At 69.5% G+C, this 14,870-nt stretch carries 15 protein-coding genes; 7 read left to right on the top strand and 8 right to left on the bottom strand.

Translation table 11 applies throughout. The features are described from left to right. Nucleotides 1-25: 25 nt before the first annotated feature. A complete protein-coding gene (gene aceA, locus O1R50_RS01745; protein WP_270108115.1) occupies nt 26-1,336 on the bottom strand; it encodes an isocitrate lyase in 1,311 nt (436 codons plus the stop codon). A gap of 130 nt (nt 1,337-1,466) precedes the next feature. On the opposite strand from aceA, the gene O1R50_RS01740 reads away from it, so the two are divergent. The 6 genes from O1R50_RS01740 (at nt 1,467) to O1R50_RS01715 (ending at nt 8,014) form a co-directional block, all read left to right on the top strand. After that, a complete protein-coding gene (locus O1R50_RS01740; protein WP_270108114.1) occupies nt 1,467-3,095 on the top strand; it encodes a helix-turn-helix transcriptional regulator in 1,629 nt (542 codons plus the stop codon). Nucleotides 3,096-3,135: 40 nt separating this feature from the next. Next, a complete protein-coding gene (locus tag O1R50_RS01735) occupies nt 3,136-3,933 on the top strand; it encodes a metallophosphoesterase family protein (RefSeq protein WP_270108113.1) in 798 nt (265 codons plus the stop codon). 148 nt (nt 3,934-4,081) lie between these two features. Continuing rightward, nucleotides 4,082-5,368 (top strand): right-handed parallel beta-helix repeat-containing protein, encoded by a 1,287-nt coding sequence (locus O1R50_RS01730; RefSeq protein WP_270108112.1) that lies wholly within the window; start codon nt 4,082-4,084, stop codon nt 5,366-5,368. Between the two features lie 61 nt (nt 5,369-5,429). Further along, nucleotides 5,430-6,269, top strand: a complete 840-nt coding sequence (locus O1R50_RS01725) for an alpha/beta fold hydrolase (protein ID WP_270108111.1) — start codon at nt 5,430-5,432, stop codon at nt 6,267-6,269. Between the two features lie 182 nt (nt 6,270-6,451). After that, nucleotides 6,452-7,060, top strand: coding sequence for a hypothetical protein (locus O1R50_RS01720; protein ID WP_270108110.1), 609 nt, complete (start codon nt 6,452-6,454; stop codon nt 7,058-7,060). 282 nt (nt 7,061-7,342) lie between these two features. After that, on the top strand, nt 7,343-8,014 hold the full coding sequence (locus tag O1R50_RS01715; protein WP_270108108.1) for a hypothetical protein: 672 nt from the start codon (nt 7,343-7,345) through the stop codon (nt 8,012-8,014). Between the two features lie 147 nt (nt 8,015-8,161). Here the strand turns inward: O1R50_RS01715 and O1R50_RS01710 are convergent, their stop codons facing one another. The 3 genes from O1R50_RS01710 to O1R50_RS01700 all read right to left on the bottom strand — a co-directional run bounded on the left by O1R50_RS01710 (nt 8,162) and on the right by O1R50_RS01700 (nt 10,829). Further along, a complete protein-coding gene (locus O1R50_RS01710; RefSeq protein WP_270108107.1) occupies nt 8,162-8,572 on the bottom strand; it encodes a VOC family protein in 411 nt (136 codons plus the stop codon). Nucleotides 8,573-8,785: 213 nt separating this feature from the next. Then, a complete protein-coding gene (locus O1R50_RS01705; RefSeq protein WP_270108106.1) occupies nt 8,786-10,516 on the bottom strand; it encodes an Ig-like domain-containing protein in 1,731 nt (576 codons plus the stop codon). Nucleotides 10,517-10,670: 154 nt separating this feature from the next. Continuing rightward, nucleotides 10,671-10,829: a hypothetical protein gene (locus O1R50_RS01700; protein ID WP_270108105.1), complete on the bottom strand. Its 159-nt coding sequence runs from the start codon at nt 10,827-10,829 to the stop codon at nt 10,671-10,673. Nucleotides 10,830-10,838: 9 nt separating this feature from the next. Here O1R50_RS01700 and O1R50_RS01695 point away from each other — a divergent pair, with 9 nt between their 5' ends. Beyond that, nucleotides 10,839-11,750 (top strand): helix-turn-helix transcriptional regulator, encoded by a 912-nt coding sequence (locus O1R50_RS01695; protein ID WP_270108104.1) that lies wholly within the window; start codon nt 10,839-10,841, stop codon nt 11,748-11,750. A 145-nt stretch (nt 11,751-11,895) separates the two neighbouring features. Here the strand turns inward: O1R50_RS01695 and O1R50_RS01690 are convergent, their stop codons facing one another. The 4 genes from O1R50_RS01690 to O1R50_RS01675 all read right to left on the bottom strand — a co-directional run bounded on the left by O1R50_RS01690 (nt 11,896) and on the right by O1R50_RS01675 (nt 14,870). Further along, nucleotides 11,896-13,119, bottom strand: coding sequence for an MFS transporter (locus O1R50_RS01690; RefSeq protein WP_270108103.1), 1,224 nt, complete (start codon nt 13,117-13,119; stop codon nt 11,896-11,898). Nucleotides 13,120-13,178: 59 nt separating this feature from the next. After that, the gene (locus O1R50_RS01685; RefSeq protein WP_270108102.1) at nt 13,179-13,901 is read right to left on the bottom strand and encodes a hypothetical protein; all 723 of its coding nucleotides are present in this window, start codon (nt 13,899-13,901) and stop codon (nt 13,179-13,181) included. A gap of 110 nt (nt 13,902-14,011) precedes the next feature. Beyond that, complete coding sequence (locus O1R50_RS01680; RefSeq protein ID WP_270108101.1) at nt 14,012-14,416, bottom strand: VOC family protein; 405 nt, start codon at nt 14,414-14,416, stop codon at nt 14,012-14,014. 10 nt (nt 14,417-14,426) lie between these two features. Beyond that, nucleotides 14,427-14,870 carry a helix-turn-helix transcriptional regulator gene (locus tag O1R50_RS01675; RefSeq protein ID WP_270108100.1) on the bottom strand — a complete coding sequence of 148 codons (444 nt, stop codon included), beginning with the start codon at nt 14,868-14,870 and terminating at the stop codon, nt 14,427-14,429.

The following is a 14,870-nucleotide window of genomic DNA, read 5'->3' as shown; positions in this document are numbered from 1 at the left end:
CCTCGGCGGACAGGTCGCAGGGCAGCTAGTGGAATTGTCCCGCTTCGGTGGAGCCCGCGAGCGCGAGCGTCTCACTTTGCGGGTTGAGAGCGGCGGTGACGCGGTCGAAGTAGCCGGTGCCGACTTCGCGCTGGTGCTTGGTCGCGGTGTACCCGTGCTCCTCGGAGCCGAACTCGCGTTCCTGGAGTTCCACGTAGGCGGTCATGCCGTCGCGGGCGTAGCCGTGGGCGAGGTCGAACATGGAGTGATTGAGGGCGTGGAAGCCCGCCAGCGTGATGAACTGGAAGGTGAAGCCCATGGAGCCGAGTTCGCGCTGGAACTTGGCGATGGTGTCGTCGTCCAGGTGGCGCTTCCAGTTGAAGGACGGCGAGCAGTTGTAGGCGAGCATCTGGTCGGGGTGCTCGGCCTTGACGGCTTCGGCGAATCTGCGGGCGGCTTGGAGGTCGGGCGTGCCGGTCTCCATCCACAGCAGGTCGGCGTAGGGCGCGTAGGCGTTGGCGCGGGCGATGCAGGGTTCGATGCCGTTGCTCACCCGGTAGTAGCCCTCGGCGGTGCGGTCCCCGGTGATGAACGGGTGGTCCCTTTCGTCCACATCAGAGGTGATGAGGGTGGCGGCCTCGGCGTCGGTGCGGGCGATGATGAGCGTCGGCACGCCTTCCACGTCGGCCGCGAGCCGCGCCGCGTTCAGGGTCCGCAGGTGCTGCGAGGTCGGGACGAGCACCTTGCCGCCGAGGTGGCCGCACTTCTTCTCGGAGGCGAGCTGGTCCTCCCAGTGCACCGCCGCGGCGCCGGCGTTGATCATGGCCTTCATGAGCTCGAACGCGTTGAGCGGGCCGCCGAAGCCGGCTTCGGCGTCGGCGACGATGGGCACGAGCCAGTCCTCGACGCTCTGGACGCCCTCGGAGGCCTCGATCTGGTCGGCGCGCATGAGGGCGTTGTTGATGCGGCGCACCACCTGCGGGACCGAGTTGGCCGGGTAGAGCGACTGGTCGGGGTAGGTCTGGGCGGCGAGGTTGGCGTCGGCGGCGACCTGCCAGCCGGAGAGGTAGATGGCGTGGAGGCCGGCCTTGACCTGTTCGACGGCCTGGCCGCCGGTCATCGCGCCGAGCGCGTGCGTGTACCCGCCGGTGGCGGCGTCCTCGGTGAGCCGGGACCAGAGGCGCTCGGCGCCGCGGCGGGCGAGGGTGTGCTCTTCGGTGACGCGGCCGCGGAGGCGGACCACGTCTTCGGCGGTGTAGTCGCGCGTGGTGTGGGCCCAGCGCGGATCGGAGGCCCACTCGAGGGCCAGCCGTTCGGCGGCGAGGTCGAAATTCGCTTCGCGGTTGATGTCGTTCATCGTCGGCTCCGAGCGCTCGGGGCCGCAGCAGCGGCCATTACTTGCAGGTAACGACAATCTTTCATCCACTGCCACGCCTGAGTAGCGGATTCGAGTGGAAAGATCGTCAGTCCTTCGCAATACTGGGGAAATGACGAACCTCTCCGCGAACGGCCCCGGCCCAGGCGCGAACGACGCGCAGAGCAATGCCGATGGCAGCGGTAACTCACGCCCGGCCGCGCGTTCCAAGGGCGTTCGTGCGCTCGCGAAGAACGGCGATTCCTCTGATTCGGCAGCCGCCCGTCGGCCTTGGGGCGCGGCCGAGGCCGCCGAACTGGCCGCCGACGACGGCAGCGTGGACCTCATCAGCCTGGGCAAGCAGATCCGCCACCTGCGAAAACAGCGCGAGATGAGCCTCGACGACCTCGGCGCGGCCGTCGGCTCCGCCGCCTCGCAGCTCTCCCTCATCGAGAACGGCAAGAAGGAGCCGAAGCTGTCGATGCTGCGGGCGCTCGCCCGCGCCCTCGGCGTCTCCTCCGACGAGCTGCTCGGCGCCGAGCCGCCCAACCGCCGCGTCGCCCTGGAGATCGCGCTCGAACGCGCCCAGCGCAGCGCCCAGTACCGGGCGCTCGGCCTGCCGAACGTGAAGCCGTCCGGGCGCACTCCCACCGAGATCCTCGAGGCGCTCGTGGGCCTCCACCGGGAAGTCGAACGCCAGGTCAACCTGCACACGGCGACCCCCGAGGAGGCCCGGAGGGCCAATACCGAGCTGCGTCGGCGCATGCGGGACAAGGACAACTACTTCGCCGACATCGAGGCCGAGGCCCGCACGCTCCTCGCCGGCGTCGGCTACTCGGGCGGTCCGCTCTCGCAGCACCAGATCGCCGACCTCGCCGCGTACCTGCGTTTCACACTGCACCATGTGGACGACCTCCCGCATTCCACCCGCTCGGTCACCGACCTCAAGCACCGCCGGATCTACCTGACGCAGGTGGGCACCGGCTCGCACGACCCGCGAACGGTGCTGCTCCAGGCGCTCGCGAGCCATGTATTGCAGCACGAGGTGCCGCGCACGTACCTGGAGTTCCTGGGCCAGCGGGTCGCGACGAACTATCTGGCGGCGGCGCTGCTCATCCCGGAGTCCAGCGCGGTGGCGTTCCTGCGGCAGTCCATGACGGGCAAGGAGATCGCGGTCGAGGACCTGCGCGACAACTTCGCGGTCTCGTATGAGGCGGCGGCCCACCGCTTCACGAACCTGGCCACGCACCACCTGGGCATCAGGACCCATTTCCAGAAGGTCCACAAGTCCGGGATCATCTTCAAGGCCTACGAGAACGACGACGTGGCGTTCCCGGCCGACCCGACCGGCGCGATCGAGGGCCAGCCGATCTGCCGCTACTGGACGAGCCGCCAGGTCTTCGACGTGCCCGACAAGTTCAACGCGTTCAACCAGTACACGGACACCGCCACGGGCACTTACTGGTGCACCGCCCGCACCGAGCGCAGCGCCGACGGGCTCTTCTCCCTCAGCATCGGCGTCCCCTACGAGTCCGCGAAGTGGTTCCGCGGCAAGGAGACCAAGGCCCGGTCGGTCTCCAAATGCCCCGATCCGGACTGCTGCCGCAACCCTCCGCGGGCCCTCGCCGACACCTGGTCCGGCCAGGCCTGGCCCACCGCCAGAGCCGCCAGCTCCCAACTCGCCGCCATGCCCCTGGGTTCCTTCCCCGGCGTCGACGAGACCGAGGTCTACCAGTTCCTGGAGCGCCATTCGAAGGAATGACCCCGGGCCCGGTTCCGGGCGCGATGGCAGACTTGCGGGCATGGCGCCTTCCCTCGATCGCATCGCACTGGTCTCGGACATCCACGGCAACCTCACCGCGTTCCAGGCGGTCCTCGACGACCTCGCCGCGCGCGGCATCACGCGGATCTTCAACCTGGGCGACACGATCGGCAAGGGCCCGCGCGGCGCCGAGTGCGTGGACCTCTCGCGCGAGCGCTGCGAGGTCCACGTCCAAGGGAACTGGGAGGCGACGATGTGCGCCCCCGACCGGCGGCCCGAAGGCGACCCCTTCGACTGGTGGCACGACCGGCTCGGCGAGGCGCGGCGCAAATGGCTGTGGGACCTGCCGTTCAGCCACGACTTCCGCATGAGCGGCAAGCACCTCCGGATCTTCCACGCCTCGGCCGACAGCGTGTTCCACCGCGTGTTCTGCGACCACGACGAGGCGGAGTTCCTCGGCATGTTCGCCAACACCGAGGCCACAGGGGACGGACCGGCGCCGGACGTGGTGGGGTACGGCGACATCCACGACCCGTACCTGGAGAACGACCTCGGACGCACGCTGATCAACGTCGGCAGCGTCGGCAACTGCCTCGGCGACCCGATGCCGTCCTATGTGATCCTCGAAGGCGTCTACGGCGCGACCGAGCCGGGCTCGTTCTCGGTGCAGTTCGTGCGCCTCCCTTACGACGTCGAGGCCGAACTGGCCGTCACCCGGGAACTCGCGATGCCCTCGGCGGAGTACTGGGAGGTGGAGCTGCGCACCGGGGTCTACCGGGGCAGGCAGCACGAGGACGGCCCGCCCGTCTACCACCGGCACCGCCACTGCGGCGCCTGACCGCGCACGACACCGTCTCGCGGGTCCCGGGTCGGACAACTCGCCTTAAATATTGACACTTCTCGATGATTGCGGTTACCGTGAGGATTCGGCGTTGGCAAGCGCCTTCTCCGATTCTCGTACCGGCACTCGAGAAAGCGACCCTCACATGACCACCGAACCCACACGCGCGATCGCACGCGCTGCGCGCGGCGGAGCCGCCGCGCCCGCCGACCGGGCCCGCCACTCCTGGGCCCGGCAAGCGGTCCTCGCGCTCGCGGCGCTCACCGCCGCTGCCGCTGCGGCGGCCGCCGCGCTCGCCTGGACCGGCACGGCCTCCGCGCAGACCGCCACGATCACCGTGGCCGCCAATGGCAGCGACGCGAACCCCGGCACCGTCGCGGCCCCGCTCAAGACCATCCAGGCCGCCGTCGACAAGGCGACCCCCGGCACCGTCATCCAGATCCGCGGCGGCACCTACGCGCCCGGCACCAACGTCCAGGTCAACTCGAACGGCACCGCCTCCGCCCCGATCACCATGCGCCCCTATGGCACCGAGAAGGTGATCATCGACGGCGAGAACATGCCGTACACCCCCGGCGCCGTCGGCTCCTCGATCCCCCGCGCCGACCGCGGCGCCCTCCACATCGAAGGCGACCACTGGCGCTTCGAACGCCTCGAGATCATCCACGGCCCGTACGGGATCTTCGCGCTCGACAGCAACAACAACGTCTACGACCGCCTCATCACCCGCGACAACTACGAGTCCGGGCTCCACATCCAGGGCGCCTCGGCGAACAACCGGATCGTCAACCTCGACGCCTACGGCAACCGCGACCCGCGCAAGAACGGCGAGAGCGCCGACGGCCTCGCCATCAAGGAGGGCTCGGGCACCGGCAACACCGTCATCGGCGCGCGCCTGTGGAACAACGCCGACGACGGCTTCGACGCCTGGGAGTTCCTCTCCCCCATCCGCATCGAGGACTCGGTCGCCTACGGCAACGGCTACAACCACTGGAACCTCCCGAATTACTCGGGCGACGGCAACGGCTTCAAACTCGGCGGCGGCGACCCCGACCCCGCCGCGAACCACGTCGTCGTGAACTCGACGGCCTGGCGCAACTCCGCGCACGGCTTCACCGACAACGGCAACCCCGGCTCGCTCCAGGTCAGCCGCTCCACCGCCTGGAAGAACGGCAAGACCGGGTTCGACTTCGACGCCTCCGCCTCGAAGCTCACGGCGAACCTCGCGGTCAACAACGCCGCTCCCGTCGCGCTCGGCTCCTCCACCGGGACGGGCAACTCCTGGGACATCAAGTCCAAATGGGTCGACGCCGACCTCGCCAACACCAGCACCTCGGTGATCACCGGCGCCCGGGCCGCCGACGGCTCGATACCGCCCACGAACTTCCTCGTCCCGAGGAGCTACCCCAACCTCGGCGCCACCTTCGCCTGAGGCCGGGCCCTGCCGCATTCGCGGCAGGGCCTTCCACCCGGTCCGGTGCGATAATCACCGGATGACACCGACGTTCGTCCTCATCCACGGCTCCAACGCCAACTCGTTCACATGGGCCCCGCTCCAGCGCGAGCTCGCCCTCCTGGGCCACCGCTCGCTCGCGGTCGACCTGCCGGGCCACGGGTTCGAGGCGGGCGTCCCGTCCTCGTACCAGACCCAGGACGCGGCGGAACTGGCCGAGGCGCCGTCGAACCTCGACGGCGTGGGACTCCAGGCGAACATCGACCACATGGTCGCGATCCTGCGCCGCGCCAAGGAGCACGGCCCGGTCATCGCCGTCGCCCACAGCCGCGGCGGCCTCACCCTCACCGCAGTCGCCAACCGCCACCCCGAGCTCATCGACCGCCTCGTCTACGTCTCGGCCTGGTGCTGCGTCGAGCACGGCCCGCGGGAGTACATGCACCTCCCCGAGGCCGCCGCGTGCGTCCTCGACCAAGTCGCCGGCGTCGCCGCCGCGAACCCCGCCAGGCTCGGCGCGGTCCGCATGAACTGGCGCACCGCTGACCCGGTCCTCCTTGCGGCGCTGAAGGAGTCGATGCTCGCCGACGGCAGCGACGACGAGTTCCGCGTCTTCCTCAGCACCCTCACCCCCGACGAGAGCCTCGACGCGGGCGGCCCGGACGACCTCGTGAACGCCGAGACGTGGGGGCGCCTCCCCCGCAGCTACATCCGCGTCACGCAGGACACGTCGATCCCGGTCGAGCTGCAGGACCTCTTCATCAAGGAGGCCGACGCGCTCACCCCCGACAACACCTTCGACGTGCACACCATCGAGACCAGCCACGTCGGCTTCCTCGTCCGCCCGGAACGCGCCGCCGCGATCCTCGCCGGGATGGCCTGACCCCTACGCGCGGTGGCACACCGCGTGCCAACTTCCGGCCGGTTCGGCGCCGCAAAGGCCTCCGAACCGGCCTTTAGTCCCAATAGGACACTCAGGTTCCAGGTCAGGACGCGTCATGTACCCCCGGAGACGTGAGGCGATCACATACTGAGGCGGTCACGACCCCTGTTCAAGGAGTGCCCATGCGCCTCATCGTCCAACGTTTCCTGCTCGCGGTCGCGCTCGCCGTGTCCGCGGTCTTCATCATCCCCGCGCCTGCCCAAGCGGGCGGCGACACGATCACGATTTGCCCCTACATGGGCCTCCCGGACGACTGCGTCACGTGGGAGATCCCCATCCTCGAACCCGATTGGGAGTGGCCCCCCGGCGGATGCCCGGAGTGCCTTCTTTCCATCGACATCCTCGACGACCTGGTCAACCCAGCAATCTTCACGGAGTTCAACGCCTACTTCGGCAAGGGCTTCGCGCTCCTCGCCGAATCCCGCTTCGTGCAGGACCCTGACGCGGCCAAGGAGATGCGGTGGGCGTCGGTCGAGTACTTCCTGTACGCCGCGAAGGTGATCGAGAAGAACGAAATCGCGCTCGACAGCGTCGGCTGGTTCGACCCGAAGGCCGGCAAGTTCTTCGAGGACGAGAAGACGCAGCCGTATCTGGACGTCTTCGGCAAGGAACTCGCCGCCGGAGCGCAGGCGTTCCAGGCGCTCGCGGGCGACCCTGAACCCCAACCGAACATCGAAGCGGCCCTGTCCCACCTCGACGCCGCGCTCGCGGTCTTCTCGAAGACCGGCTGACCGCTCACCCATGAGCATCCGGCCGGGGTCCCCGCGGGTTCCGGCCGGATGCAGGGCGGCGCCACTCCGGTCACGCCGGTCAGCACCGGCACGCCCGCGGGCCACGTCTCCCGCGGCCGGGCGCGGCGAACCCACGCAGGGGCGGCGAGCGCGGCAGATCGGTTCGGCAACCCGGACGTAGACTGCATCCCGTCCGAGCTGTACGGCCCGTCTCCGCCTCACCGCAAGAGGAGTGCACCCGCCTTGACGCCTCCCTCCGCACCCGGCGATCATGAAGTGGTTGTGGCCGAACGGGTTCGCGTACGCGATCTCGTGCTCTTCGCCGTTGCGGCCGTCGCCGTGGTCGCCACGCCCTGGATGCTCGTGAGCGCCGGCTCCGACCCGGTCGCCTACCGCGACTCCCGCGGGCTCGACACCGAAGCCCCGGCCTGGATGGGCGTGCTGGTCTACCTCGTGCCGCTGCTCGGCTGGTCCGGGATGAAGGCCTACCACCTGCTGCGCCGACCGGCCGCGGCCATCGTCGGTCCGGACGGCATCCGCCTGTTCGCCGATGTCGGCGGGCTGTACATGCGCGCTGAAGCACCACGCGTGCATCTGCCCTGGGACGAGGTCGAGCGGATCGTGGTGTGGCGGCTCCGCCGGAAATGGCTGTGGTGCCTCCCGGTCTGGCAGTCGCGCGTGGGGGTGGAACGGACCACCGACTGGTACGAGGTCGCCCAGAAGGAGCCGAGCGCGAAGCAGCGGCAGAGTCTTCGACTGCGTCCTGACGGATCACCGGTTCGTCTGGGGGCCATGCTCAATGCGCGCAGCGTCCGCCTCGCACCGCATCGCGCAAGGGTGATCGCCGCGGCCGCGGCACGATTCGCACCCGGAGTCGCGGTAGTCGACGAACGCGTGCCCGGAAGACCACGGACCATCGAGCCGAAAGAGCAACGCGAACGCCGGACCTACTGAACCGGTCGACCCGCCGGAAGTCCGCAACGCGATTGACCGACCTCGTCGGCCGGAGGCCACAACTGCAACAGCTACGAGCTGTGGACGTAGCAGGCGAACCGACCGCCGGGCCCGAATGCGGGCCCGGCGCGGGCCGTCGTCTCAGTCTCAGCTCTTGGCGGGCCACACCGGCTCATTGCCGTTCCACACCACGCCCTTGTTGTGGCACAGGCAGAACGGGTGGCCGACCGGGTCGGTGTAGACCCGCCAGCCGTATCCCTCGGGTCCGATGTTGTCCTTCAGCAGCGTCGCGCCCAAATTGACGACGCGACGCTCCTCGGACTCGATGTCGTCCACTTCGAAGTCGAGATGGAACTGCTTGGGGTGTTCGCTAGTGGGCCAGCTCGGGGGCACGAATTCATCCACTCGCTGGAAGGCCAGCTCGATCTCGCCGAAGGCGATGCCGGCCCAATCCTCGTCGCTGTCGTCCTTGACAGCGCGCCCCGTCACTTCGGCGTAGAAGGCCGCGAGCTTCATCGTGTCCGGGCAGTCGATGATGAAATCGGTGAGTTTCAGCATCAGCCGATGATGTCACAGGGCAGGGCGCAGCCGAAATCACTTTCAAGGAGCCCTCCGAGGTGCTGCTGGCGGCCGGGCCACGCCTTCGAAGCCGCCCGCGGCCAAATCAGCCGAGCCGAGTACATCATCGACTCCGAGACCATTGACCTCAAGAGCCCGATCGGGCAGCAGGCAGTCGACCACCTGCTGCCCGAACGGCGGCTGGCGTTCCGGTTAAGGGGCGGTCTGCTCCTTCCGCCACCGGACCATCACGACGCCGATACCCATCAGGAGCAGCGCTCCGGACGCCAGCAGCGGCACGCTCAGCGGCGAACCGGTGGTCGGCAGCGCCGCCGGGACCGGGCAGGTGATCGTGAAGACCACGGGGTCCGAGGACTCCGAGGTGTTCCCTGCCGCGTCGGTCTGCGTGGCGGTGACCTCGTCCTCACCGCAGCTCAGTTCGCTGCTCGGAACGAGCGACCAGATGCCGTCGTCGGCGACGACCGCCGTGCCAACGGGTTCGCCGTCGACGCTGACCTCGACCGTGGCCCCGGGCTCCCCTTCACCGGTGACGGTCGGTGTGGCGTCGCCGGTCTCCTCGCCGCCAGTCGGGCTCGTGATGATCGGCGCCGCGGGCGCCGTGGTGTCCACGATGAACGACACCGGATCGGAAGGACCCGAGACGAGCCCGGCGATCTCCTGGGTGGCCTCGATAGTGTGCTCGCCGGGAGCGAGCGGGACGGTCGGGACCAGTGACCAAGTCCCGTCATCGGCGACGACCGCGGTGCCGATGACGGTGCCGCCCTCGGTGACCGTGACCGTGGCGCCGGGGACGCCGGTACCCGCGATGGTCGGGAACTCGTCGGTGAACTCCCCTTCGGTCGGCGAGGTGATCACCGGCGCGTCGAGCGCCTCGCACTCGACGCCGCCTTCCGGTGCCAGCGCCGTCGCCTCGAGCGGGAGCAGGTCGAGTGCCAGGCTCGCGAGCTCAGCGCCTCCCAGAGCCGAGACGGACCCGGAGATGCTCACGAACGTCAGCGACCCCGATGCGAGCGCACCCGAGGAGCTGTCGATGAGCTCCCCGACGCTGATCGTCAGGTTCGCGCTGGCGACGGACGGGATGCTGAGGTTGACGGTGATCGATTGGCCGGCGCCGAGCATGGTCGTGACCCCGTTGGCGGTGACGGCGATGCCGTAGTCGTTGGCGGTGACCGTTCCGGTCGTGCCGTCGGAGTCGGCGGTCAGGATCGGATTGGTCTCCACCTCGACCTCCACCAGGTCGTTGATGAGCGACAGCGATTCCAGGTTTCCGGAGCTGGTCGAGACCACGGATCCGCTCTGGAGGGTCGTCTGGCCCTCGGTCTCCAGCTCGCCGGCGTTCAGGAGGTTGACGTCGGGGACGTCGAGGCTGGTGCTCGCGAGGCTGGTGGACGACGTCGCGATGGGCGTCCCATCCGGGACGCAGGCCTGGTCGCCGGCCCAGTTCGTCGATCCCGTGCCGACGAGGACACCGGTGTCGAGGAGCCCGGCGACATCCAATTGGCCCAATCCGCTGCTGTAGCTGTCGGTCGGCGTGGTGTTGTCGGAGTTTGCCTCGTCGGAGACGACGCTGACCGGGATGCCGAGTGCGCCGGCTTCGAGGTTGGCGGACTCCGCATGGGCGCGCGGGTCCCCGTTGCTGTCGACGGCGGTGGACGAGTGTCCCAGCGCGGCGTCGACGGTCTGCGCGGCCGCGGTGACGTCCAGGTTGATCGTGTTGCCGTGGGTCGAGCCGCTGTACTCTGCGGGCAGCGGGTCGGCGCTCGCGGCGCCGGGGATCAGGAATGCGAGCAGCAGCGCGGACGCGCCGGCCCAGGCGACGGTTCGCTCGACGCCGACCTGGACGGATCGACGGTCTGCTCCTCCGCCCGGCAGGCGGAGGCCCACCAGGCCGGAGATAGTAGACAACCGGCTTCGAAGACTCACGGACACACTCCTCAATGGTCAAAAGACACTCAAGGAGCGACCGTACGGAACGCACGCGTCCCGCAAGGCGGATCTGTGGAATTGGTCGAGTGAAAGCACTGGATCGAGGTAGGTCCGCAGTAGACCCGGCCGGTCAAATCGGCGGGGCTGAGTATCAAACGCAGCGGCCGAACTCGACGAGCGCCAGCTTGGCGAACACCTTCTCGTAGGTGCCGTCGGCGAGGCGCCAGCCGAAATCCGGCGCCCGGCGATCGGCGATACTCGCGGTATGCGCGCTGGTCGTCTTATCTCGATGCTGCTCCTGCTGCAACAACGCGGGGGCATGACCGCCGAGCGCCTCGCCCGGGAGCTCGGCGTCTCGATCCGCACCGTCTATCGCGATGCCGAAGCCCTCGCGGCCGCGGGCGTTCCGATCTACGGGGAGAGCGGCCACGCGGGCGGGTACCGGCTCCTCGACGGGTACCGGACCAGGCTGACCGGGCTCACCGAAGGCGAGGCCGAGGCCCTCGCGCTGTCGGGCGTCCCGGAGGCGGCGGCCGACCTGGGGTTGCAGACCGAGCTGGCGGCGCTCGAACTCAAGCTCTCGGCCGCGATGCCGAAGGCCCAGCGGGAGCGGGCCGAGACGGCCAAGCGGCTGTTCCATCTCGACGTCGCGGGCTGGTTCCGGCGCGCCGAACCGGTGCCGTTCTTGGCGTTGGTCGCCAACGCCGCCTGGGAGCGCCGGCGGTTGCGGGTGCGCTACCGGCGTTGGGCCGAGCCGAAGGAGATCGAGCGCGAGCTGTGCCCGCTCGGACTGGTGCTGAAGAGCGGCCAGTGGTACCTCGTGGCGACCGCGGAGTCCGGTCCGGCGCGGATGTACAAGGTGACGAACCTGTTGGCGGCCAAGAAGACCGGCAACACCTTCGAGCGCCCCGAGGACTTCGACCTGGCGGCCTGGTGGTCCAAGCAGCTCGACGACTTCGACGCCCGCCGCTACCAGGGCAAGGCCCTGGTGCGGTTTTCGCCGGAGGCGGTGGAGAAGGCCCCGGACAACCTCGATGCGGACTCGGTGGCGGCCATCGGCGAAGGCACGGTGGATCAGGACGGTTGGACCGTTGCGACCGTCCCGATCGAGACCCACGCCCATGCGGCGGGCGAACTCCTGCGCCTCGGCGGCGTCGAAGTCCTCGAACCGACATCGTTGCGGCGATTCATGCGCGAACTCGCCCTGGAAGCGGCCGCACTTCACGCCTGATCACGGGGGGGCGGGTTCACTCCACTCACGTTCACTCACCCGCCGGCCGTGATCGAGCAGGCCCCCGCGCTGGGGCCTGAGCAAGGTCACGGTGCAATCCGGCACGCGAACGATCCCCGTGCACGCCCGCAACGGTTTCGAGGGCTCACCGAAGCTGCTCGTGGCCGACCTGGCCTGACCGACGCCGAAGCGTCGCCGCGACGACCGCGGTCGCCACCGCGCAGGCCGCGCCGAGCACGTAGAACCCGTACCGGATGTGCGTCGTGTCGGCGATGTACGCGATCAGCACCGTCATCCCCGCCGCCAGGCCCAGGCCCGCCGCGTTGATCGCGCCGAAGAGCCGCCCGGCCCGCCGCTCCGGCACCGCCGCCAGCAGCAGCGACCGCAACCCGACCCGCGACGATCCGATCAGGAACGCCGCGGGCGGAATGCAGATCAGCAACGCCGCCAAATGGATCGGGAACACGAACGAGAACAGCGCGCACCCGACGCCGCCGACCACCGCTGTCCGCAACTCCCCGAAACGCCCGCTCACCTTGGGGTACAAGGCCGCCGCGATGCAGAACCCGACCCCGGCCAGCGCGTCGACGAGCCCGTAGACCCCCGCGCCGCGCCCGAAGCCCTCGTAGACCAGCACGATCAGGGTGGTGTTGCTGACCATCGTCATGACCTGGCAGAGCGCGTAGAGGAAGCCGAGTCGCAGCAGCGGCGCACCATCCACTTCGTTCGGTTCATCGAGCGGTTCGGCGGTCTCGGTCTCGCGCGGTGCGCGGCGCAGCGCCCACATGGCCGCGGCCGAGGCGAGGAACGTGGCGCCGTTGAACACGAACAGCGGTGTGGTGCCGACGAAGTGGATGAGGAATCCGCCGATGGAGGCGGCCAGGAGGGTGCCGAGCTGGAGCGCCATCTCGTAGTGGGCGCTGAAGCGGGCGACCCGGGCCGGGTGCACGCGTTCCTTGATGAGCGCGTTGCCGGCGGGCATGAACAAGGCGGCGAGCAGTGCGAGGGCGAACGCGGTGCCGTAGGCGGCGAGGCCGGGCTCGCCGCCCGCGAGCATCCAGATCGGCAGGACGAGTGCGGCTGCGGCGCTGGCGAGGTCGGCGAAGAGGCAGAGGGTGCGGCGGTCGAAGCGGTCGGCGACGGTGCCGAACCAGAGCGAGAGCAGCGCGGGCGGGACGGAGACGGCGATGAAGAGCCAGCCGACGGCCAGTGCGCTGTGCCCGGTGGTGAAGACGAGGACGGCGGAGGCGACGAGTTGGATGCCGTTGCCGAGGCTGGTGATGAAGGTGGCGGGCAGCAGGAGTCGTTCGGCGCGCCCGGGGCGGGGCAGCGCGGTGGCCGGCTGCGGGGCGTCGGCGGTGATGGTCATGGGGGCAGTGTGCGAGGGGTTCACTGACATCTCATGTCAGTGAAGTGTCGTGGGGTCGGTCACAGCTGCGGATCGCGGGGCTGGAGGAGGCGGGCGCGGAGGTGGGCGCCGGCGCCCTCGTACATGTCGGGCAGTTCGGGGAGCAGGGTGAGGGCGGCCTCGATGAGTTCGGGGCTCGCGTTCGGGTCGTGGCGGACCGCTTCGAAGGCGGCCGTCGCGCTCATCGGGGCGAGCCGGTAGTGCCAGGCGGGGTGCGCGTGCGTAGAGGCGTAGTGGGCCGTCAGGGTCTCGATGGGGGTCAGTGCCGCGCTGATGCGGCGCATGAGCGGAGCGAGGCCGTATCGCGCGACCATGTCGCAGATCTCGTGGGCGGAAGCCCGGTTGCGGTGGTGCGCGTCGTGGATCTCGTAGACCACGGCGTAGACGAGCGACCGCTCGCGTTCCGTCGCGGGGGCGGGATGGGGCACGTCCCTCCACAGTGTTTCGACCGCGGCGGGGCTGATCTCCGGTCGCCGACGGGCATCGTCGGCGGAGATCGCGACGGCCAGGCGGACGGCGCCGAGGGCGACGGCGTCCTCCGAGTACCGGCGCAGGTACCGGAGTCCCGGGGCCGCTTCGGGTTCGGCCGCCTCAGCGTCGCGGCGCACCTGTGCGACGGTCGGGCCATCGGCCCAGGCGAGCGTCCATGCCTGCGCCGAGTCGTCGTATTCGACCTCGATCGACTCGTGGAGGGTGGCGGCGAGGCGGCGGAGGCGGTCGGGGTCCGAGGAGGCCGTGGTCATGCGCTCATGCGCCCCGCCCATCCCGCGCGGCCCGCAGCGAGCGCGGACGCCCGCGGGCGACCACCGCGCCAGGCCGGAGGTCCGGCCTGGCGCGGTGGTCGCCGTTTCGCCTACTGCTGCTTGATGCGGACCATGTTGCCCGCCGGGTCGCGGAAGGCGCAGTCGCGGATGCCGTACGGCTGGTCGGTGGGCTCCTGGACGACTTCGGCGGTCTCCTGGAGCTTCGCGAAGACCTCGTCGAGGTCGGGCGTCGACAGGTTGATGGAGGCGTAGGTGCCCTTGGCCATCATCTCGGCGATGGTCGCGCGCTCCTCGTCGGTGATGCCCGGGTCGGCTGCCGGCGGGTGCAGGACGATGGAGACGTCCGGCTGCCCGACGGGTCCGACGGTGATCCAGCGCATGCCCTCGTAGCCGACGTCGTTCCGGACTTCGAAGCCGAGCACGTCCCGGTAGAACTCAAGGGCGGCTTCAGGGTCGTTCTGCGGCAGGTAGGCCTGGTAAATGCTGATGTCCATGCGGGCAAGCCTATTTCTTGGCGGTGCGAGGTGCTTCTCGATTCCTGATCGGTCTGCTGATCTGCTTGGAGACGCACGCGGGGATGCCCTGGGTCGAGTCGGCGGCCTTCTCCTTGTAGACGCTCGGCGGCATGCCGACCAGTTCGGTGAACCGCGTGCTGAACGTGCCGAGTGAGGAGGATCCGACCGCGAAGCACACCTCGGTCACGTTCATCTCGCCGATGCGCAGCAGGGCCATCGCGCGTTCGATGCGCCGGGTCATGAGGTAGGAGTAGACCGATTCGCCGTACGCGGCTTTGAATTCGCGGCTGAGGTGCCCGGCCGACATGTGGACGCCGTGGGCGAGGGCCTCGACGTTGAGCGGTTCGGTGTACTCGCGGTCGATGCGGTCGCGCACCCGCCGCAGGAGCGCGAGGTCGCGCAGGCGCTGTGCTGAGGTCGGTCGGCTGGTCAC

The sequence above is a fragment of the Glycomyces luteolus genome (assembly GCF_027622875.1).
Classification (GTDB): Bacteria; Actinomycetota; Actinomycetes; order Mycobacteriales; family Micromonosporaceae; genus Glycomyces; species Glycomyces luteolus.
This window is presented reverse-complemented; position numbering and strand designations above follow the sequence as displayed.